Origin of the sequence: Paraglaciecola sp. (genome assembly GCF_030730205.1) — a bacterium.
Taxonomy (GTDB): domain Bacteria; phylum Pseudomonadota; class Gammaproteobacteria; order Enterobacterales; family Alteromonadaceae; genus Paraglaciecola.
Map to the genome: position 1 here is coordinate 1 of NZ_JANQVQ010000041.1, position 22626 is coordinate 22626.

The window sequence follows — 22626 nt, forward strand, 5'->3', positions numbered from 1 at the left end:
GCGACCCCCGGCGTGACAGGCCGGTATTCTAACCAACTGAACTACCACTCCACATTCTTTAACATTATCAAGCAGTTACAATGTAAGTACTGGACTCACCTCGTCGACCGCGGCGCAGATAATACGGGTAAGCCAAAGGTGAGTCAACCGCTTTTTCAAGCAAAATACACTAAAGTGAATCGTTTGCTGCAGGATTAACCAATTTACGCTGTTTTAATGGCCTGTCGCCTTAAAAACAGCCTAAATTAATTCGATATTTGCAGCACGCATCACTATTTCATTAACGTTAGCTGCGTCGGCGACTAAAAAACCAAATTGCTGCCACGCCAAAAATTACAATCAATAAGTTCAAGCCAACCACAAACCAAATAATCGTGCTTTGTTGCCAACCTTGTGATTCTTCTTCCGCCCGCTCTGGGTCTGCATTCGTATTATTTTCCCCCATCACAGCATTTGGCACTTGTTCGTTCATATTCGACTCGTCTGATTGAGCCGCTAAGGCAGGATCGGTCGTAGGAGTAAGCGCTTCAACTAGCGGTCTCGGTTCTTCCACCAAAAAGCTATATTCAGGTACATCCAGAATAAATTCCCGCCCTTCAACTGTATTACCATAAGCGGTAAGCTTCACTCGGTATACACCAGATTCATAATTAACAATATCAAATTGACGCACATCATTGGACATGTCAGTGATGGAAAAGTTTTGAATATCGCCATTTGGAAAACGGATTTTACCGTCAAGTAATAAAGTGGCAATATCCACTAATTCCCGCTCTGTATCGATAGATAGTTTATGAAAACCTTTACCCACCTCATCCTTTTCAACTGAAATCTTGATCGGATTTGGATAAAGCATCAGATTTTCACCCACCTGTTCGCGCGTAAACATTGGCGTTGAAACTGAAAATACCGGCGTCCATTCTCCATCCGCTACCGCTAAATTGAATTGCCCGGTAAAAATACCATCTAAGGGCCGCTCATCCATGCCCTTACCATTGTCTTCAAAGGTTGCGATATTTTGTGGCTGGGCACCAAAATTATTAAAATTTGGATTATTTGTGCTAGAAAAATCGATACTAAGCTCTACCACATCGCGAAAAGCGCGGTAATCAATTGGCTTACCTTGATTGGTTAAGTACGCAGTTTGCTTGAGAATTTCACCTGAAAAAATAACCCGCGGCAAAGGTTCAGCATGCAGAGCGATATCGCTAATCACCATTACTCGGCTATCTTCACGAATTTGCCCAACCGCCTGCCAAGGACCAGGAGTAGGCTTTTTTAAACTGATCATGTCGTAGGTCGCGGTGTCATACCAAAACAAATCAATACCGTCGGCATCAGATTGAAAAATTTTGCTGCCATCAGGCTTTACCAGCACCACGGGTGAACTGCCGTATTCACGAAAGAAAATCATGGTAATTTCGTCAACCATGTAATCAATGCGAAAGCGATTTCGCAAAAGCTTTATGCCATTTTGATATTCAGTACCTAATAAAGTCAGCACCGACTTATCGGCATCCTCAGTTTTTTTATCTGTGGCCGACGTAGCTTCGTTAGTAGCAGGCGCAACTTTGCTTTGCGCTTCTACACTAGTGTTCACACAAATCAGTACGCAGACCCCCAATATTTGGAAGTAAGACCCTACATACTTGGATAAACTCGTTAACATGCCATTCCTGTTATTGTTGTCGCCAAAGACAACTGCCCCCTTTTTTCAAAACAAGATCAAGGCGTTGTTCATGCATAGCCAGTTCATCGGCCGTAGCCTTCACAACCTTTAACGCTTTTCTGTCACCAGGCAAACGTCTAATCACTTCTTGCTGCACCCCTCCCTCGGTATGTGACTTACCAGACAAATTTAAATCTGTTTGGCCGCCTGTCATCATTAAATACACATCGGCTAAGATTTCAGAATCTAATAAGGCCCCGTGTTTTTCACGATGGGAGTTATCAATGCCATAGCGTTTACACAGGGCATCTAAGTTATTTTTTTGTCCTGGATGCAACTGGCGAGCTAAATCAAGGGTATCTAGTACTGTGCAAAACTCAGCCGTTTTTTGCCCAGCGAAGCGTGGGATGCGAGCAAACTCGGCGTCCATAAACCCGACATCAAACGGCGCATTATGAATAACTAATTGCGCACCTTTGATAAATTCAATAAATTCTTGAGCTACAGCACTAAAAACCGGTTTATCAGTAAGGTATTCATTAGTAATACCGTGCACTTCGATTGCTTCTTGCTCAACAATACGTTGAGGATTGATGTATACATGAAAAGTATTGCCAGTTAATCGACGATTGAGTAACTCAACACAACCTATCTCGATAATTCGGTGTCCCTGTCTGGGATCGATACCCGTAGTTTCGGTATCTAGTACAATTTGTCGCATTTCACACTCTTTTTAGAATTTTGTAGCATTACGTATCTCGCTCATTATACTGCGCTAAAATAAAAAAATGGCATAATTACATGAAACAAGTCGAAATTTTTACCGACGGCTCTTGCCTAGGTAACCCCGGACCTGGTGGCTATGGTGCTGTCTTAGTGTTCAGTCAACATCGTAAAGAATTAAACCAAGGGTTTAAACATACCACCAATAATAGAATGGAATTGCTGGCGACCATCGAGGCATTAGCCTGCCTAAACGAACCGTGTAAGGTCAATCTTACTACTGATAGCCAGTACGTAAAAAATGGCATCAATCAATGGATTAAAAATTGGCGTAAAAATGGCTGGCGTACCTCTGACAAAAAGCCCGTCAAAAATGTTGATCTATGGAAGCGTTTAGATGAGCAGGTCGCTCGTCACGATGTCACCTGGCACTGGGTAAAAGGCCATTCTGGACACCCAGAGAATGAAGCCTGCGATCAACTCGCTCGGGCTGCTGCTGAAAGTAAAAATCACTTGGATGATATTGGGTTTAATGCGTAAACAGAAGGGTGAGTCAAGGTACTGTAAAGACTACACGCACTGTAAATAAGTCACAATGCCACCCGGAGCTGACTCATACAGCACAACATAAATTTAAACAAAGCTATTGCTTATCAATAACTTAAAAAACCAAAGCAAAACTGGTACTGTACCTGCATATTCACACAATCAGTAGCGACAAACCCTTTCTTATTAGCAAAGCGTTTATCATGGAGAGTAATAAAATGGCTAAGCCGAGTTTGTCCAAGGTCCGCTCCACATGGAGTCCGGGGACATCATTTGATAAGAGTGAATTTAAAAGACAAACCTTGATGATAGTCGATGACTATCAAAGCAACTTAGACGCGTTGGAGGCCTTGTTTGGGTTTGAGTATAACGTTGTACTGTATGACAACGCGAAAGATGCACTTGATTACATTCTGAAAGAAGAAGTCGATCTTATCCTCTTGGACGTTGATATGCCTACGATGGACGGCTACGAAGCCTGCCGAGAACTCAAGTCTAATGAATTAACTGCCCACATCCCCATTATTTTTGTGACCGCTGCTGACAGCCCGGACGATGAAGAAAAGGGACTGTTACTTGGCGCCGCAGACTACGTAGTCAAGCCACTGAATTTTGCAATCCTGCGTGTACGGGTACGCAATCAAATGGAATTAATTCATTATCGTAAAAAACTAGAAATTTTGTCTTATGTCGATGGCCTTACTGGTGCGGCTAACCGTCGGCAATTGGATACAATGTTATTGCAACATTATGCGGCCACTGTTCGTTATGGTCACCAAATGGCGTTAATGATGATCGATATTGATAATTTTAAGTTATACAACGACTGTTACGGCCATATTCAAGGTGATGAATGTTTAAAGCAAGTTGCTGAAAAAATAATATCCGTTAAACGCAGAGAAACAGATGTGGTAGGGCGCTATGGTGGAGAAGAATTTGCCGTAGTTTTACCGGACACTGATCTTGAGGGGGCGCTGGTCGTTGCAAATAAGATATTGGACCGAATTCGAGCATTGCGCATTGTCCATGAAAATAATAAGCCTTTTGATATTGTGACCGTAAGTATCGGCTTAGCTATTTTTGAGGCGGATCATGTTGAACATCAAGAACAAAGTCTTGATGACTTTGTTCGCCTCGCAGATCAGCAACTCTATGCGGCGAAACATTCAGGTAAAAACCGCGTTAATTATCTCAAGAGTGAAACAAAGCTAGCCCACAAAACCAAGGTAATGTAAGTCATGGATCGAATCGACGAAACAGAGTTCAAGGATTTTACCCATCGCCTTAGAAATCCATTGAACAGCATTTCGCTTCATGCTGAACTGGGTAAGATGCTAATTGCCAACCAAGGCAGTAGCGAAAAAATTGCTCAGGCTTTTGAGGTGATATTGCAGCAATGTAAACGGTGTGAGCAAACCATTAGCGACATGCGGAGCAACAAAGTCAGTCCTAAAAGCGACTAAACTTAACCAAGCTATATCATCCACCACAAGCTGGCATGATATGGCTGATTCACCCAGACATTTCCCTAACAAGTGAGCAAGGAAGAGGTACGTAGAGATGGAACACCGGGCATTTATTGACTATTGTCGAGCTGAACTCACAAAGACCTTTGAAAATATCAAACAAAGTAAAGCAAATAACCAACACAAATTCAGAACTGAAGGTTTGCTCCAAGCTGCAAAATTACTCAATATTTTGACGCCTTGTGAGATAAGCAAGATGATAGAAGACGAGCACCTCAGTGTATTTGGAGAGAGTGTACAACAACGTCAAGCCCGTAAGTCATCACTCGCTGAACTAAAAGAAAAATCACCTGATGCTTACTTTGAAATCCCCGCTATTGAGCGAAAAAGCTAAACTACATCTCTTCTCGAATTTGCCCGTAGGCTAACATGGCGAAAAGCCCAGTCCCACCAATAATATTACCCATTAACATGGGACCAATATGTTGCAAAAATGCAGCCGCGAAAGGCATTTCACCTATCAAAACAAGACTAAAAATCTCATTTGAACCGGCAATAACATGAGTAAACTCCCCCGCGGCAATAAGCCATGTAAATAGCATAACCACCAGCACTTCAGAGCCTTTTGCAGAGGGTAACATCCATACTATTGCGGCAATGAAAAAGCCTGCTGGTATTCCTCTCAATAAGGTTTCCATCGGGCTTAACGCAGCCACATGACGAGAAATTTGTAAAACAGAGTCCAGAATTTCTTGAGTCAGTACACCGCCATGCATAGCAATAGCTGCGGTAATAAAGGTCCCAACCAAATTGGCTGCTAGCACCACTCCCCACAAGCGAGCAGTACAGATAAATCGATTTTTACTGGGGCTAGCGAGCAAGGGTAACACCACTGTGATGGTGTTCTCTGTAAACAGTTGCAGCCTTGATAAAATGACCAATATAAAACCCAAGGTATAGCCTAGGCTTTCGATAATGGTTAAGTAAGAATGAGCTGAGCCTAAATGCGTTCGAAGAACGGCTTCTGCTAAAACGGAGGTCGATATCCCTAAACCTGCTGCCACTCCAGACCACCATAGCGAGGATACTGGTCGCTGTAATTCTTCCTCTCCCTCTCGTAAAATGATCGAATACACAGTCAAAGACGATAACCTGCCGTGTTCAGCAACGGCTTCTCGTTCTGAGCCGGTTAAAGATTTTTCGGTTGGCGCAGGTGTTTTTTCACGATTTTCGCGCTGTGACGCCATATTTCGCGACTTCGCTTCATCACTAATGGTTTGTTTATTTTCATTGCTGTCGCTGTGCTGCATCATAATATCCTGTTGGCTAAAAGCAGCTGATGTCCTTATTTAGGTCTATCAACAATAATCTGGCTCAGCAACGTGTCCCCTAAAAATGAAAGCGTTTTTCTGAATTTTAACGGTTAGCCCGCCCATTCCTTATGTGAATGACTCGCCTTACCCATTAACCCAACATATAGGGCAAATCATGCCAGTGCTGTTCGTAACATATTCGAACACAAGTCTCTGTGGGTGACACATTGCAAAAGCCTATTTATCACTCCACACTGCATACTCGTTACCATTTACGTCAGCGAAATGAAAACGACGCCCTCCTGGGAAATCAAAGGTTGGTTCTACAATAACCCCTCCCGCAGCAATAATTGCCTGCTGAGTTTTCGCTAAATTTTCACTATACAAGACCAGCAACACACTGCCTGTTTTAGTCGATACGGTTAAATCCGAAGAAAACAAACCACCTTCAATGCCAGCGCCGACGATACCAGCGTAATCATCGCCATAGTCAACAAAAGACCAGCCAAATACTTGTTTAAAAAAGGCTTTGCTTGAGGCAAGTCCCTTCACAGGGATCTCAATATAATTAATTTTATGGTGTTGTGACATAAATGACTCCAACTAACGAGAAGGTAGTAGCTTAGCAAGGAGCAGATGTAATAGAAATGTAATTTTGATGCTTGAAGGGTTTTGTTAATGTAAGTTGAAACGCAGAATAGAAGGGCCTTTGGCCCTTCGTTTTACTAGCATGAATTTAAAACTTGGCGCTAAACCACGCCCATAATTTATCCGTATCAACCTTGCCACTGTCTCCCGAATAAGCGGCATATTTAAGACCGATACTGTAATGTGGACCGTAGGCGCGAACATATTGCAAATCAAGCTCACTACCCAGGTCATCCACGGAATCACTGGCCTTATCGGCTTCAAAACTGTGATAGGCCGCCATCCATTTACCGCCAAGTGCACCACCTGCAAGAGAAATATAGGTATCCACTAAACCTTGTGCTGGCGTCGTTAAAAATATGTCAGCCCAACCGTTGAATTTATGCATGGTAGCCAAGGGAGTAGAAAACCCGTAAGCAGCATCATCAGAGCCCAAAGATTCGTAGCCCAGTTTTGCAGTAAGGCCCCCCATCACCGCTCCAAACTCAGCCAACATGTAGTCTGCACTAAAGTCTGTGGCGACAGTCTCGCTGGTTTGATTGGCGTATTCCAGTGAATAAAGCAGCTTCGTCCCACCTGCCACAGCACTTCCAACAAAACTAACACCAAATGTATCTAAGTCATTTTCGGTTTCATTATCGAGCTCTAATACATAACCATAGCCGGTCAGTGTGCCAAGGCTAGTTTTAAAACTCGCATTGAATAGGTGGTCTTTGCTGTCTTGGTCTTGTGCCTCGGCAAAAATACGATTGCGCTGCGTGATATAAGCGTAATTAAGGGTCAGATCCTGACGAGGGTTATATTTCACACTGACTGCATCGAACGTTTGACGGTCTTGACGCCAGCCAACATGGCCAATAAAACGTTGCCCATCCCATGCGATAACCTGACGGCCTATTTTGGCAGTGATTGTCTCACTGGTATATTGTACAAAGCCCTGATCTAATTCAGTATGCTCCGGATCAGCAATCACAGAATACACTCCACTTTGATAAGCGGTTTGCGGCACACTGTAATCGCCCTGCCCTAAAACAATACGCGTATCTTCCATTTCCACCAAGGCAGACCACCCACTGACCTTACCTGTGGTGTAAGCTAATCGAGTTCGTAAGGTTAATGCACTGGCATCTTTTAGCCCGTTTTCTTGCTCAACACTTTCATAGCGTAAATTAAAATCAGCGCTGGGTTTACCGCTAGTAAGTGCCGTGGTGAGTTCATCTGCAATAGCACCACTACTTATGCTTACAAGCCCAACAATGACGCACCATACACGTTTATTTAAGGTAAAGCTTTGATTAGAATTTTTCATGTTTTTCCTCGGTTTTTGGGCAAAAGTGTCCTATGACGCCATACAGCATCAAAATTAAATTACGTTTTTATTGAGTCGTGCTTAGTTAAAACCGCTACGGCTTATTGTTTAGGCGGCATTGTGTTGTCCCACCTTATTATTGCGCTGTGCCAAGCGGTGACTGCTGACCGATTCCACCTTGCGCTGTTTTTCGTATAAGAACTTCAGCACTTCATGGCGGTAGTGGTTGTATTTAGGATTATCGGCTAATTCGATTCGATTACGCGGGCGTTCAAGATCGATGGACAATATCTCGCCAATTGTGGCCGCTGGACCATTGGTCATCATGACGATGCGGTCAGACAACAAAACCGCTTCATCTACATCATGGGTGATCATAATCACTGTATTTCCCAGTTCAGCATGAATTTCCATCACCGAGTCTTGCAGATGGGCGCGAGTTAACGCGTCAAGCGCTCCAAAAGGTTCATCCATCAACAATACTTTCGGCTCCATCGCCAAAGCACGAGCAATACCAACGCGCTGTTTCATACCGCCCGATATTTCAGACGGTAATTTATCAACTGCATGACTCATGTGGACTAACTCAAGGTTATGTTCAACCCACTCTCGAATTTCTTTTTTATTGCGCTTTTTACTGCTTTGTTTTACCGCTAATTCAACATTTTTATAGGCACTTAACCAAGGTAATAATGAATGGTTTTGAAAAACCACTGCTCTTTCAGGTCCAGGCTCTGTGACTTCTTGACTGTCTAGAATAACCCCGCCGGTTGTAGCTTGATGAAGCCCTGCCACTATATTTAAAACTGTTGACTTACCGCAACCTGAGTGACCAATTAAGGATATAAACTCACCTTTATGAATACGTAAATTCACATCTTTTAACGCGGTAAAGGGGCCTTTTGCGGTAGGAAAATCGATACCCACTTGGCTTAACTCTAACTGGTGTTTACTTGTCATACTATTCCCCTCTCTACTATTAACGTAACACCGCGGTTTTATCCCAACTGACCTTTTTCTGCAGGATCAACATGAGGCGATCAAGCGCAAAACCGATGATCCCAATGGTCAGCACAGCCACCATGATCCTAGCTAAGGATTCAGAACTACCATTTTGAAATTCATCCCACACAAACTTTCCTAAGCCCGGATTTTGCGCCAGCATTTCTGCGGCAATTAGCACCATCCAGCCAATGCCTAATGACAAACGCAAACCGGTGAATATCATCGGAATCGACGAGGGCATCACAATCTTAAAGACATGAGACATCGGACTTAAACGCAGCACTTTACTGACGTTTAATAGGTCTTTATCAATGCTCGATACCCCTACCGCTGTATTGATTAAGGTGGGCCACAAACAACACAATGAAACAGTTACCGCAGAGGTAATAAACGACTTAGAAAACATCGGGTCGCTGCTGACATACACTGCACTTACTACCATTGTCACAAGGGGGAGCCATGCTAAAGGCGATACGGGTTTAAGCAACTGTATCAACGGATTAATAGCGCTGTAAGCTGCTTTACTGAGCCCACATAAAATGCCAAGCGGTACCGCAATAAGTGAGGCGAATAGAAAGCCTACCGCCACGGTATACAAGCTGGTCCATATTTGTGCAAAAAATGTGGGCGGCCCGGTAAAGTCACGAATCTTTACTTCATAGCTGGGATCTTGTGCCAATCGAGCCGCATTACGCTCTTCTTGGCGCTGATAAAAATCACTGGCCTTTTGTTGCTGAGCCACATGTTCATCCACTAAATTGACGGCCTGCTCCCATACTGCGCCTGGCCCTGGAAACTTGCCTAAGGAGGTATCGATGTTACTTGCCACCACACTCCACAAGGCTAAAAACCCGACGATGCCAATGACTGGCAAGGCCAATTGTCCAAGCCACGTGCCCAGCGAAGCAACATTAATACGACTCATCGACAGCAAGTTGAGCGGTAATGTGACGGTTTTAGACATAATAATCTCCTTGAAAGCAGGCCAAAGGCCTACCTCAGTTGTAATTTAAAGCTGGATATCGCCTTTTAAGCCAATCGAGAACTTTTCTAAATAAGCATTAGGCTGTGAGCCGTCGTAAACAATATTGTCGATGAAATGGGTTTGCGGTGCTTTAAAGCCTGTTTCGTTACTAAATTCAGGAAAATCAGATGCCTTAGCTTTACCCTCCGTGACAAGCGCCATAGCCGCTTGAGCATAAATATCGGGGCGATAAACTTTTTTAGCGATGTCTTTGTACCAAGAGTCTGGTTTTTGCTGGGAAATTTGCCCCCAACGACGCATTTGAGTCAAATACCAAATCGCATCGCTGTAATAAGGATACGTCGCGTTGTGCCTAAAAAATACGTTAAAGTCAGGTACTTCTCTTTTATCCCCTTTCTCATATTCAAAGGTGCCGGTCATCGAATTAGCGATCACTTCTTCATCGGCGCCGACATACTGGCTTTTCGCTAATATTTTCACGGCTTCGGGCCGATTGGCGTTGTTGTTTGCATCTAACCACATCGCAGCACGGATCATGGCTTTCACCACTCGAATATGGGTGTTAGGGTATTTGTCGGCCCATTCTTTACTGACACCAAAGACTTTTTCTGGATTATCCTTCCAAATTTCATAATCGGTAACCACGGGTACACCTATGCCTTTAAATACCGCCTGTTGATTCCATGGCTCTCCAACGCAATAACCGTTAATTGTGCCTGCTTCCATGGTAGCCGGCATTTGGGGGGGAGGTGTCACTGACAATAAAGCATCGGCATTGATTTGCCCGCTGGTATCGCCCTTATCTGGCGCATAGAATCCTGGGTGAATTCCCCCTGCAGCCAACCAGTAGCGAAGCTCATAGTTGTGGGTAGAAACGGGGAATACCATACCCATTTTGAAGGGTTTGCCTTTGCTCTTAAAATCATCAATCACCGGTTTTAATGCATCCGCTTTAATGGGATGGACCGGTTTACCATTTTCCATTGGTACATGAGGTTTCATTTGGGCCCAAATATCATTTGAGACCGTAATTGCATTGCCGTTTAAGTCCATGCTAAAGGCGGTGATAATGTGAGCCTGCGTACCAAAACCGATAGTCGCGCCTAAGGGCTGTCCAGCCAACATATGGGCGCCGTCTAATTGGCCATCAATTACTCTATCTAAGAGTACTTTCCAATTCGCTTGAGCCTCTAAGGTCACATACAGACCTTCTTCCTCAAAATAGCCTTTTTCATAGGCAACCGCTAATGGTGCCATATCAGTCAGTTTGATAAATCCAAACTTCAATTCTTCTTTTTCTGGCCAAGCCAATTTTTCTGCTTGAGCGGAACCTAAAGAAAGCAAACTTAGACTACAAGTGGCTGCAAGTGTACTAAGGCTTAACTGGCGAGCGCGGCGCTTTAATTTGCTCATTAATGTGGTGGTTTTCATGGTTTTCTCCAGTTTTAGCCAAAAAAAAACCCACACAAACTCCAGGACACGGAAAGTTTGTATGGGCTACATTGCCTTATTGATGCTTAGCGTCGATGCTGTGCGAACAATAATGAGTTTTATATTGTTATAGTTCTTGGTGCGTTAGAAACACACTGGTTTCAGATATTGTTTAGCATGATAGATGCCAACATTTAAAACTCTTTATTATCAATAACTTAATAAATTCGTCCTAGATTGAATTTTACTTAAGCTTGTCATCATAGTGCACGTTGCGCTAATTATGTGCGCATTACGTGTCACCACGATAAAGCCCCTAAAAACATGATTTAGCCCGAATGCCTAAAAAATTGAACTTTTTGATCTTCTAGGGTGAGGCGCATTTGTTGGTAAATATCAGGCCTAAATACACGTTTAACTAAATCCACCGGTACGTTTACCCCTGCAAGTTGGCCAGCACTGTTCATTTGACTCATTAGCCATTCACCACGCACATATTCTGGAATATTGATGGTGCCATTATTTGATTTAGAAAACTGGTTATAAGAAGGAATTGAGCGTGGTGGCATGGTAATGTGAGTAAGACAACTCCCAATTAACGATGGCGCAATCACGTCAACCGATGCATCCAAATACTGCTCTGACGACAACAACCGAGCAGCTTCAAAGCGATTAGGAATGCTTTCAAGCCAGCTACACGCTTGTTTTAAGGCGGCGGTTAGGGCTAATACTGTATTAGGATTCTGTTTGTACCAACTTTCTAACAGGCCGAGCACCTTTTCTGGCGAATCCTGCCAGATATCAAATGAGGTTAAGGCCGTAAGCCCTGTCCCCGCTCTCACCGCTTTCGCATTCCAAGGGCCGCCAACACAGCAGCCATCGATTTCACTACTTTGTAAATGCGCGACCATATTCACCGGAGGAACGACCACAATATCAACATCCTGATCGGTAATATTAGCCGAGGCAAGCCAATCCCGTAATTGATAAAAATGGCAGCTATAGGGAAATACCGTGGCAAACTTCAATTTTGGTCTATCTTGCGCTTTTCTGGTGGCGATAACCCGCTGCAACAAATAGGCGGCCATTGGCAAGGTCAAATGCGTGATCTTATTTTCGGCAATGACTTCTTGATGTAATTTTTCAGACAAGGTAATGGCGTTGCCATTTAGGCTTAATACCAATGGCGTAATGACCGCAGTAGGTGTACAACCCAGTCCCAAGGTACTGGCTAATGGCATGGGTGCTAACATTTGTGCAGCGTCTAGCAAACCCGCGTGCAATTTATCACGCAACGTTGCCCAGGAATTTTGCTTTTGTAAGGTAACATCTAAACCCCATTGACTAAAAAATCCCAACTCTTTGGCCACAATTAAGGGCGCAGAATCTGTTAATGGAATAAAACCTAAGGTTAAGGTGGTTTGTTCTGGTTTTTTCATATTGTTACCTTTATTTGTCTTAGCCATGTGCCCTCACAACGTTCCGAGTATGGAAAGTAAGGTTTTTGCTACATCGTCTAACTTCTGGCCGGTATCCATCGCGGTTTTGCGCATTGCCCGAAACGCCTCATCTTCTGACATATTTTTCTTTTTCATGAGTAGGCGTTTAGCTTGATCAATGGTTTTTCGAGAGGCTAATTGTTGTTTGGTATCACTCAGTTCATTTTTGAGTTTTTGAAATTCGCGGAATCGTGCGACTGCTGCGTCTAAAATGGGTTTGACCCTGACAGGCTCTATGTCACCCACAACATAGGCGCTGACGCCAGATTCGATAGACTGATTAATTGTATTGGTGTCGTTTTGCGCTGAAAACATCACCACAGGCTTTGGATTGAAATGTGAAATTGCTTGTAAACTTTCCAGTATGTCGCGACTTGGCGACTCAATATCTATCACAATAATATCAGGCTGGATCTCATCAACCTGTTTTAATAAAGATGCGCCAGGGCTGGCTAAATGACTAATGCGATAGCGCGAATTATTCAGGGCACAACTAATCGACTCTGCGCGCTGTACATTTTCATCTATCAACAAAATACATAGCTCAGCTTGGTTATTTAAGGATGACGTATTGTGTGTCCGGTTCACTGATTTTCCTGACATGATTAACGGGGCAGATTAATAACTATTCATGAAATAGATACTGCAAACCCTAAGCCAATACTGAGTGATTTTACGAAACAAAAAATACAATGCTAAACGGCAAAATTTTATGAATAATTTTTATGCAAAAGGGAGCGTAAATATCGTTTATACGGCTAATTATTGCTCAGCTGGGCATAAAGTTCTTCATTTTAGCCAATATACCTTCATCGGCAGTTGCTCGATGGTTAATCCTTCTCGCCTTACGAATGACAAGTAGTCATCAAGAGACGCATTTGTCTCACACTTAAGCGCGATGCAAGGGCATGGAAAGTTGAAATGTTATTTTTTTGTGTCAAAACGCTGTGCAACTGCACCAATATAACGCAAAGTAGAATTGTGCCTAGCCTCACTTTAATCAACTGACAAAAGGCGCGACAAGCAAACAGCCAACTTCACGGTGAAATTGGCCTAAGTATTCCTAGTGAGCGTAGAATTTACCCTGAGTATTAAAAGCAAGCGCATCAGGCGATTTTGGCAGCTCGAAAGGCCATACTTTATTTCGCGCGGACCAGTATTGCTTAGCTTGATCTATCGCAATGTGCCAAGCCAGGTGCTCGGTGAGCACCAACATAATCGCCAGAGTACCGATAATGGCTTGCTCAGCGTAGTGGTCAGTTGTATCTGAACGCCATACTTCAAGCATATACGAGGCGACTAATTCTTTGGGTTTGAGCGCCCAATTTTCAGTGGCAGAGCTGACTTCACATACCTCTGCTTGACCGGATCTAGCAATATGTAAGCTTACGTCGCGCTCAGGATTAAATTCTATTTCACCGCCCTCACCGCGAAAACATAAAACGTTTTTTTCGTTTAATAAGCATGCAGTTTCACTGTGTTTGATATCCACATTGCGATGAAACACGCCCTGCAAACTGTAAGGTGCGGCACTTGGATTAAGCATACGCGCCAAAGTATTTGCACAAGAGCGCAATCCAAATTGATCTCTGAGCTGAATAATCTCTTCAAGTTGCGGGTTCAGTAACGCTAAATCCATGTAGGCTAGACCACAGTTGTCTAAATTTCCCTGTGCTTGTTCGACAGAGCGTGATACCGACAAGCCCAAGTGTGGCAATACTTCTTTGAGGTATAAACGTTTTGAATCCGGCTCGTGAGTGCCGTGTAGAAAAACCCGTTTACCCTGCTGGGCTAACAATATTGCGGCTAACAAAAACCAAGGAAGGTGGCGTCTTTTACCGGCATAGCAGCCCATATCTAAATCGACGTCTAATCCAGCAAGCCCGCTGTGATTAAACGCTCTAAAAGCTAAGGTAAAGCCCGCTAATTCTTCTGCAGTTTCTTCACGCACACGTAATAACATTAAAAACGCGCCCTTTTGTTCAGGCGTGGCCTCGCCGTTAATCAACATGGTCATGGCTTGCTGCGCTTCTTGGATTGTTAAACTGCGGCCTGCGCGCTGCCCTCGCCCTATTAGCCGAATAAAGTGTTTAAAATCAGTAATTTCAGGTTCTAACATAGTGTCGCTTATTTAGTATGTAGTAGGTCTTGGCTATCTCGATTTTATACAATCTTTGATAACGCTGGTGTTCTATTGCTCATCTAATTGTACAACTGAAATACGAGCAGCCGCTACTGACATCTGTGTTTGCGGCGCCGGGGTATATTGATTGAGCAATTGGCTCAGCTCTGATTTACACGATCCACAATTGGTGCCACATTTGAGCTTCGCTCCCAAGGCTTCGACCGTCTCACAGCCCGCTTCAATGGCTTGTTTAATCGTATTTTCGCCCACCTTAAAACAACTGCATATTAAGGGACCTGCATTAAATGCGGTATGCGGTCGCCCGGTTAACAAGGCGTTAAAATCCAGTGGACCAAGTTGGGTTTGGCTGAATAATGCGTTTAACCACACTTGGTCTATTTGACGATAATCGCTTCCTGTAAACATGGCTAACATTAGCTGCCCCTGTTGCAAGGCATAGCTGTTTTGTTGGCCATCAAGCAGTTGACTCATCCACTCGTCATACAGTGGAAAGTGCTGTTGGATAAGAGACTTAAGCGCTGGGATCTGTTGCTGACTCGCAAAAGTAAGCATACAGCCCTGCGATAAAGGAATCTGCACATAATAATCAAAACAGCGGCGCAAAAAATCACGAGCTAAAGGGTGTTTAGTGAATATCTGACCTTGACTGGCAAAACGGATGGGGCTGAGCGCAACTGCGGCATGTTTTAATTCTGGCTGGCCTGATAAGGGATCATGAGCGTCACTATACAAAGAAGCAATCGCAGCGCTTGATGAATTAGCCGCACTCCAGTGAATGGGCGCAAAAACCTCTCCTTGACGCTGTCTACTATCAATATTAACGGCTAACACTACCTTGGTTTCGCTGCTGTCATCCTTACGCTTAGGCTGATCATTATGCGCTGCAAAGAGCTGAACAAAATCGTGTTGGTTAAGATTGAGAGCCGCTGCATCTTCTGGATGAATAGCCAGTGTCGGGAGAGGTTGATGAGCGTTGAGTTCACTGCTTTTGCCGGTACGAGTCATGGTATGCCACTGATCACGAATACGCCCGCTGTTTAGCACAAAGGGAAAAGCCGCTGAGCATTGTTGTTCAGGTAGCTGCACACTGAGTGCAATAAATTGCGCCTTTGCGGTTTGGGTGTAAAACTTGGCATCGCTAAATAGCCGTTTTGTCCCCTGTGGATTCGCAGCATTGATGGGCCATTGCACCGGGCGCAGTTTGTCATACTGCTCAGCACTTAACTGACTGATACCCGACAAGTCTAAATCTCGAGAACCTTGGTTTTGCTCGGCACTTAATCCGGTATATTCATTAAAGATTTCATGCACGGTTTGATAGTTAAACCCTTGCTTAAAACCCATGGCTTTGGCCACATCACAGACTATTTGCCAATCGTGTTTTGACTCAGCAAAAGCCGGTAATATCCCCCGTTGGCGCGAAATCCGCCGTTCTGAATTTGTCACCGTTCCATTTTTCTCTGACCAGGTGGTGGCAGGTAGGGTGACATGGGCGTAGTCGATGGTATCGTTTTGGGCTGTTACATCTGATACCACCACCAACTCACAGGTTTGCAAAGCCGCAATAATTTTATCCCGATTAGGCATACTCACCACAGGATTGGTGGCCATAATCCACACAGCTTTAACCGTGCCATCGAGAATTTTATCAAATAAATCAACAGCTTTTAAACCTGGTTTAGTGGCTATGTTAGGAGACTGCCAATAGTTTTGTACCAACTGAGTGTGCACAGCGTTATCCAAGTCCATGTGACACGCTAGCATATTGGCCAAGCCACCCACCTCACGCCCGCCCATGGCGTTGGGCTGGCCTGTTAGCGAAAAGGGTCCGCAACCTTCACGACCTAATTTACCCGTCGCTAAATGGCAATTGATAATGGCGTTGGCTTTATCAACTCCACTGCTTGATTGATTCACTCCCATTGAATAAGCCGTTACCACCCTGTCTCGCAGCTTAAATAAGTCAAAAAACTGGGTAATGACACTGTTGTCTACGTCACAAAAAGCAGCCACTTGGTCTACTGACCAGTTTTGGCACATTTCAAGGGTCGCAGTAAAGCCTTCGGTATGTTGCTCGATATAACGATGGTCTAAACCTTGATTAGCACTCAGGTAGGCTAGCAATCCGTTAAATAAGGCTACGTCAGTGCCGGGCTTAATTGGCAGGTGTAAATCAGCTAATTCGCTACTTGCGGTGCGACGAGGATCAATAATAACCACTTGAAGTGCAGGATTGCGTTTTTTAGCGCGTTCGATACGCTGATACAACACTGGATGGGTCCAAGCGGCATTAGAACCTACCAGTACCACTAGATCAGTCTCTTCTACATCTTCATAACAGCATGGCACCGCATCTGCACCAAAGGCCCGTTTATATGCCGTTACCGCCGATGACATGCACAAGCGCGAGTTAGTATCGATGTTGGCACTACCGATATAGCCTTTCATCAACTTATTGGCGACATAATAATCTTCAGTCAATAGCTGACCTGATACATAAAAAGCCACTGAATCTGCTCCGTGTGTGGCAATAATGTCACTAAAGCTTTGGGCAACTTTGTTGATGGCCGCTGACCAAGACGCTTTTTTACCGTCAATCGTTGGGGTTTGCATGCGTCCAGCAAGGCTGTTTGTGGCTAATAATTGCGTCCCCTTGACACATAAACGACCAAAATTAGCAGGGTGATCACGGGTACCTGATAGGCCACTTAAGCGCACTGTAGATCCGTTGCCAGTATCACTTTTGACATAGTCGACCGACACATCAACACCGCACCCTACTCCACAGTAAGGACAGGTACTTGACACCTCGCTAGGGCCTTGTTCTTGACTGGCTCGTTTGGTCTTCACGGTATTTGTTTGCGACATCAACATGTTCTACTTATCTATTTGGATTTGAACCAATTGCTGCTCTATCCGAATGGGATAAACGCGAACAGCGATCTCATCAGCGTCCAAACATTGTCCCGTGGCTAAGCTGTAACGCTGTTTGTATAAGGGGGAAGCGACGGTGATGGTCTCTCCCACAGAGGTCAATAAACCACGATACAAGACGTTGGCTTTACCGATTGGATCCCAGTTACTAATGGCAAAAAGTTGCACCTGCTCGCGCACGCTAAGTTTGAATAACGCCACTTGTTGTTCGTTAATCAGTGCACATACGCCTGAATTGTCAACCAAATCACTGGTTTGGCAGACTGTCATCCAATTTGCTGTCTTTGTCATGCTCATTTCCTTATACCACTTCGCTGGTTTTTATATCTGCCTGTTGCAGATAGCTCTGTTTTTCTGCTTCTGTGGCGGGGCGTATTTGCTGCCTTTCTTGGACAAAAACAATGTTGGAATCCACTTTATCGCTATTAACAAACTGACGAAAACGCTTACGAGATGCTTGGCTTTCTATGGCTGTGCGCCATTCACATTGATAAGAGTCAACCACAAGCTGCATTTGCTTCTCTAACGCCTCTACTAGGCCTAACGAGTCTTCGATGACCACTTGTTTTAGGTAATCTAAGCCCCCTTCAAGGTTTTCTAGCCACACGGAGGTACGCTGTAACCGATCTGCGGTTCGTACATAAAACATTAATATGCGGTCGATATACTTAACCAAGGTCGCGCTATCTAAATCGGTAGCAAATAAATCTGCGTGGCGTGGTTTCATGCCGCCGTTACCACACACATAAAGGTTCCAGCCGTTTTCTGTGGCAATGACACCGATGTCTTTACTTTGTGCTTCGGCACATTCACGGGTGCAACCTGATACCGCAAATTTAATTTTATGCGGAGCTCGCAACCCTTTATAACGGTTTTCTAAATCGATAGCTTGGCCAACAGAATCTTGCACCCCAAAGCGACACCAGGTGCTGCCCACACAGGACTTCACTGTGCGCAATGATTTGGCGTAAGCGTGCCCCGTTTCAAAGCCAGCATTGATCAATATTTCCCAAATTTCTGGCAACTGATCTACACGAGCGCCAAACAAATCAATGCGTTGTCCACCGGTGATCTTTGTGTACAAATTGTATTTTTTGCCTACTTGGCCCAGTACAATCAGTTTATCGGGGGTAATTTCACCACCTGCAATGCGAGGGATGATGGAATAGGTACCGTCTTTTTGCATGTTGCCAAGATAGGTATCGTTAGTATCTTGCAAGCTGACATGATCGGGTTTTAAGATAAACTCATTCCACACCGAAGCGAGAATAGAAGCCGCAGCAGGTTTACATATTTCGCAGCCTAGTCCGTGCCCATGTTTTTCAAGCAAGCTATCAAAGGTTTTGATGTGTCCCACTTTCACTAAATGGAATAGCTCTTGGCGTGAATAAGCAAAGTGTTCACAAATGTCTTTTTTGACTTCGACGCCACGTTTGCTTAATTCACTGTCACACACACTTTTCAGTAAAGCCGAACAACCACCGCAGCCACTGCTGGCTTTTGTGCAGCTTTTAATATCACCAACACTACAAGCGCCATTATCAAAGGCAGCGATGATGTCGCCCTTTGATACATTGTGACAAGAACAAATGGTTGCGGTGCTTGGCAATGCGTCAGCACCTAAACCGGGTTTACCCTCACTACCTGCAGGTAATATAAGGCTTTCTGGAAATTCAGGAAGGTCAATCCCATTAAGTGCGTATTGTAATAAGGTGTCGTAGTCTGAGGTATCACCTACTAACACTGCACCCAGAAGTTTTTGTTTCGTGGCGTCTACGACGATTTTTTTGTACAAGCCTTGCGGCTGATTTTCGTAAATATACGACAAGGCCCCTGCTTGTCTGGCATGAGCATCACCAATAGAGCCAACTTCCACCCCCATGAGCTTTAACTTGGTACTCATGTCGGCGCCTAAAAAACTCAAATCGCCGCCTAGTATGTGGGTCGCAGCGACTCGCGCCATGGTGTAACCTGGTGCCACTAATCCAAATATGAAATTATTCCATAAGGCACATTCACCAATGGCATAAATATCTTGCGCTGAGGTTTGGCAATAATTGTCAACTTTTATGCCCCCGCGCTCACCAATCGCGATATCAAATTGACGAGCTAAGGCATCTTGCGGACGAATACCAGCAGAAAATAGAATCATGTCTGTTTCTAAATTTGAACCATCAGCAAAACACATTTTGTAGCGACAGCTATCGCCCTTTTCAATATTTTGGGTGGCTTTTTGGGTATGCACTTGTACCCCTAGCGCCTCTATTTTACTGCGCAATAAACGACCACCGCCCTCATCTACTTGAACGGCCATAAGCTGAGGAGCAAATTCGACAACGTGGGTTTGCAAACCGGCCTGCTTAAGTGCATTCGCTGCCTCTAAGCCTAGTAATCCACCACCTACCACCACGCCCACTTTACTAACCTGAGCAGCATGATTAATGGCTTCTAAATCTTCAATGGTACGGTAAACCAAGCAGTGGGCCTGATCGTTGCCAGGAATAGGAGGCACAAAAGGGAATGAGCCAGTGGCTAAAACAAGTTTATCGTAAGCTAATACTTCACCTTGCACTGTGGTCACGGTTTTGGCTTGCTTATCGATATCAACCACCGCAGCATCCAATTTAAACTCTACCTGGTTCTGCTGATAGTACTGTGGTGTAGTTAGGGCGAGTTCTTCGGCTGTTTTGCCTGAAAAATATTCGGATAAATGTACTCTGTCGTAGGCCAGTCTTGGCTCTGCTGATAACACACAAATGTGTATAGCCTGTCCATCCTGGGCTACATTGGCATTATGTTGTATTAACTGCTCAACAAAATGATGGCCAACCATGCCATTACCCACCACAACAATCCGTGTTTGTTGTTTGCTTTTGATTTGTGCTGACATTGTCATATATCACCTTTAACTAAAATGAGAGCAAAAAAAAGCCCGCATTGCTGAACGAGTCAGACATGCGGGCTTCTTTGCCAAACCATCACCAACACAGTTGTTGGCAAGGATTAAATTAAGTTACAAATAAATTTAGGCTAATTTACTTAGTTAGTTTTATTTATACAGTTTTAATGCCACAAATTAAATCTATTCATATCAATAAGTTAATCAAAATACTTTAAAGAATATACAGGTATTACGTCATAATTTGGTGCAAAAGTGCCATCATGGCGCAAACCAAATAGTCCAAACACATATTGCTCTTATTAAGGGTTAGCCGCTATTCTGCGACCTCTTTTTTACTCATTTTGACATGGAAATAATAAAAACATGACGTTAAATAAATTATGTGGTGCGTTTATCTTGGCTGCGAGCGCAATATCATTGCAGGTTCAGGCCGCTTCAGTTTGGAAGGTCAGTAACGATAAACACACGGTGTATGTGGGCGGTACCATCCATATTCTTAGCCCCGAAGACTATCCCTTACCCTCTGAATATGATGTGGCTTATGACGCCGCAGATAAAGTAGTATTTGAAACTGACATGGTGGCAGTCAATAGCATTGAATTTCAACAAAAAATGATGGCCCAAATGGTTTATGCGGATGGCACCACCCTTGATAAAGTGCTGAACGCTGACACCTATGCCAAGCTAAAACAACATATGGCAGAGCGTAATGTCCCTATCGAAGCCATGGAAACGTTAAAGCCGAGCTTAATCGCAGTGACATTGAGTATAATGGAATTACAGGCTCTGGGTTTTACCAGTGAAGGGGTTGATCAGTTTTATGCCAACAAATCCCAAGCCGATGGCAAACCGCAAGCATGGTTTGAAACCCCTGACGAGCAAATCTCATTTTTAGTTAATCTGGGTAAAGATGACGAAAGCGGCATGATTGATTACGCTATTCGTGATATCAAAAAGCTGCCTGAAACCATCAATGACCTACGAGACAGTTGGCGTTCTGGCGATATGCAGGCTATGGCTGACGTATCAATTGATGATTTTAAAGCAGACTATCCGCAAATTTATCAAGACCTATTAGTCGACCGTAACAATAATTGGTTTCCTAAAATTGAAGCGATGTTAAATGATGAACCCGTTGAATTTATTTTAGTCGGTGGATTACACCTAGCTGGGCCTGACAGTGTCTTGGCTAAATTAGCCGCCAAGGGTTACAAAATAGAACAACTGTAAACCTTGTTAATTGAAGTAAACGCTTAGTTTCAATAACTAAGCGTTTTTTATAGTTACCATATTGTCAACCATCGCTTAGTGGTACTCTTAGTTTAATCGTTAGTGCCTCTCACCTATCAATCATCAAGGACTACCATGCGCAATATTTTGCTTATCTTGTTGTTGTTTTCATTTCACGGACATGGCCTTGAAAAAAAACTTCAGGTGGCAGTGAATTTAGGCGCGCCGTGGGCTTATTTCGATGAAGAACAAGGCATAACAGGTATTGACGTAGAAATTATCCGTCAGGTTACGCATAAAATGGGGTATGAAGCAGAGTTTCATTTGCTTGCTTACAATCGACTCATTAAAGAATTCAACGAAGGTAAATATGATATTGCCAGTCCTGCGGCATTTAACGCAGACAGGGGGTACACAACGTCTACTTACCTTCCCTTTGAGGATGTGGCAATTTCCCTAAAAGAGGCCAATCTTCAAGTTAAAATGATTAATGATCTCAGTGACAAGTCGGTGATTGCTTATCAATCTGCCACCACAGTGCTGGGTCCCGATTTTGCTTTAGCAGTGAAGAACACCGACTACTTAGAATTAGTTGACCGAAACGTACAATTAAAACTGCTCATCAATCACAAAACCGATATTGTTATTGGCGAACGTCGACTGTTAAGCTATACCAAGAATGCCTTATTTCCTGACACAGATATTAGTGTGCATAGTATCTTTACCAGCCAAGATTATGGCGCAATCACGCAAGATGAAACACTACAACAAGCCTTCGATATTGCCCTTGACAGTATGCGTACTTCAGGAGAATACGCTC

21 protein-coding genes are annotated in these 22626 nt (G+C 43.9%); 7 read left to right on the forward strand and 14 right to left on the reverse strand.

The window, feature by feature from the left end; genetic code table 11:
- On the forward strand, positions 1 to 198 hold a 198-nt coding region (locus NWQ57_RS03755), incomplete at its 5' end, for a hypothetical protein (RefSeq protein WP_306020727.1).
- A gap of 88 nt (positions 199 to 286) precedes the next feature.
- Here NWQ57_RS03755 and NWQ57_RS03760 read toward each other — a convergent pair.
- Both NWQ57_RS03760 and dnaQ read right to left on the reverse strand, forming a co-directional pair.
- The gene (locus tag NWQ57_RS03760; protein WP_306020728.1) at positions 287 to 1669 is read right to left on the reverse strand and encodes a TIGR03503 family protein; all 1383 of its coding nucleotides are present in this window, start codon (positions 1667 to 1669) and stop codon (positions 287 to 289) included.
- A 10-nt stretch (positions 1670 to 1679) separates the two neighbouring features.
- Complete coding sequence (gene dnaQ / locus NWQ57_RS03765) at positions 1680 to 2390, reverse strand: DNA polymerase III subunit epsilon (RefSeq protein WP_306020729.1); 711 nt, start codon at positions 2388 to 2390, stop codon at positions 1680 to 1682.
- An 80-nt stretch (positions 2391 to 2470) separates the two neighbouring features.
- Between dnaQ and rnhA the strand changes: the two genes are divergently transcribed.
- The 4 genes from rnhA (at position 2471) to NWQ57_RS03785 (ending at position 4798) form a co-directional block, all read left to right on the forward strand.
- Entirely contained in the window at positions 2471 to 2932 is a 462-nt protein-coding gene (rnhA, locus tag NWQ57_RS03770; protein ID WP_306020731.1) for a ribonuclease HI, read from the forward strand.
- 209 nt (positions 2933 to 3141) lie between these two features.
- Positions 3142 to 4173 (forward strand): diguanylate cyclase, encoded by a 1032-nt coding sequence (locus NWQ57_RS03775; protein ID WP_306020733.1) that lies wholly within the window; start codon positions 3142 to 3144, stop codon positions 4171 to 4173.
- 3 nt (positions 4174 to 4176) lie between these two features.
- Entirely contained in the window at positions 4177 to 4401 is a 225-nt protein-coding gene (locus NWQ57_RS03780; protein ID WP_306020734.1) for a histidine kinase dimerization/phospho-acceptor domain-containing protein, read from the forward strand.
- 97 nt (positions 4402 to 4498) lie between these two features.
- Positions 4499 to 4798 (forward strand): hypothetical protein, encoded by a 300-nt coding sequence (locus NWQ57_RS03785; protein ID WP_306020735.1) that lies wholly within the window; start codon positions 4499 to 4501, stop codon positions 4796 to 4798.
- Position 4799: 1 nt separating this feature from the next.
- Here the strand turns inward: NWQ57_RS03785 and NWQ57_RS03790 are convergent, their stop codons facing one another.
- From NWQ57_RS03790 to nirB, 12 genes are all read right to left on the reverse strand, one after another.
- Complete coding sequence (locus tag NWQ57_RS03790) at positions 4800 to 5717, reverse strand: formate/nitrite transporter family protein (protein ID WP_306020736.1); 918 nt, start codon at positions 5715 to 5717, stop codon at positions 4800 to 4802.
- A 237-nt stretch (positions 5718 to 5954) separates the two neighbouring features.
- Positions 5955 to 6308, reverse strand: coding sequence for a VOC family protein (locus NWQ57_RS03795; protein WP_306020738.1), 354 nt, complete (start codon positions 6306 to 6308; stop codon positions 5955 to 5957).
- A gap of 145 nt (positions 6309 to 6453) precedes the next feature.
- Positions 6454 to 7674 (reverse strand): alginate export family protein, encoded by a 1221-nt coding sequence (locus NWQ57_RS03800; RefSeq protein WP_306020740.1) that lies wholly within the window; start codon positions 7672 to 7674, stop codon positions 6454 to 6456.
- Positions 7675 to 7782: 108 nt separating this feature from the next.
- Positions 7783 to 8634, reverse strand: a complete 852-nt coding sequence (locus NWQ57_RS03805) for an ABC transporter ATP-binding protein (protein WP_306020741.1) — start codon at positions 8632 to 8634, stop codon at positions 7783 to 7785.
- A gap of 19 nt (positions 8635 to 8653) precedes the next feature.
- Positions 8654 to 9604, reverse strand: a complete 951-nt coding sequence (locus NWQ57_RS03810) for an ABC transporter permease (RefSeq protein WP_306020754.1) — start codon at positions 9602 to 9604, stop codon at positions 8654 to 8656.
- 84 nt (positions 9605 to 9688) lie between these two features.
- Positions 9689 to 11095, reverse strand: coding sequence for a CmpA/NrtA family ABC transporter substrate-binding protein (locus tag NWQ57_RS03815; RefSeq protein WP_306020742.1), 1407 nt, complete (start codon positions 11093 to 11095; stop codon positions 9689 to 9691).
- Between the two features lie 329 nt (positions 11096 to 11424).
- Positions 11425 to 12534, reverse strand: a complete 1110-nt coding sequence (locus tag NWQ57_RS03820; RefSeq protein WP_306020744.1) for a CmpA/NrtA family ABC transporter substrate-binding protein — start codon at positions 12532 to 12534, stop codon at positions 11425 to 11427.
- 33 nt (positions 12535 to 12567) lie between these two features.
- Entirely contained in the window at positions 12568 to 13197 is a 630-nt protein-coding gene (locus tag NWQ57_RS03825) for an ANTAR domain-containing response regulator (RefSeq protein WP_306020745.1), read from the reverse strand.
- A gap of 460 nt (positions 13198 to 13657) precedes the next feature.
- Positions 13658 to 14713 (reverse strand): glycosyl transferase family protein, encoded by a 1056-nt coding sequence (locus NWQ57_RS03830; protein ID WP_306020746.1) that lies wholly within the window; start codon positions 14711 to 14713, stop codon positions 13658 to 13660.
- Positions 14714 to 14785: 72 nt separating this feature from the next.
- Positions 14786 to 17608: a nitrate reductase gene (locus NWQ57_RS03835; protein ID WP_306020747.1), complete on the reverse strand. Its 2823-nt coding sequence runs from the start codon at positions 17606 to 17608 to the stop codon at positions 14786 to 14788.
- Positions 17609 to 17617: 9 nt separating this feature from the next.
- A complete protein-coding gene (gene nirD / locus NWQ57_RS03840) occupies positions 17618 to 17965 on the reverse strand; it encodes a nitrite reductase small subunit NirD (protein ID WP_306020748.1) in 348 nt (115 codons plus the stop codon).
- A 10-nt stretch (positions 17966 to 17975) separates the two neighbouring features.
- The gene (gene nirB, locus NWQ57_RS03845) at positions 17976 to 20564 is read right to left on the reverse strand and encodes a nitrite reductase large subunit NirB (RefSeq protein ID WP_306020750.1); all 2589 of its coding nucleotides are present in this window, start codon (positions 20562 to 20564) and stop codon (positions 17976 to 17978) included.
- A gap of 375 nt (positions 20565 to 20939) precedes the next feature.
- On the opposite strand from nirB, the gene NWQ57_RS03850 reads away from it, so the two are divergent.
- On the forward strand, positions 20940 to 21806 hold the full coding sequence (locus tag NWQ57_RS03850; protein ID WP_306020751.1) for a TraB/GumN family protein: 867 nt from the start codon (positions 20940 to 20942) through the stop codon (positions 21804 to 21806).
- 135 nt (positions 21807 to 21941) lie between these two features.
- A partial coding sequence (locus NWQ57_RS03855; RefSeq protein WP_306020752.1) for an ABC transporter substrate-binding protein occupies positions 21942 to 22626 on the forward strand: 685 nt, incomplete at its 3' end.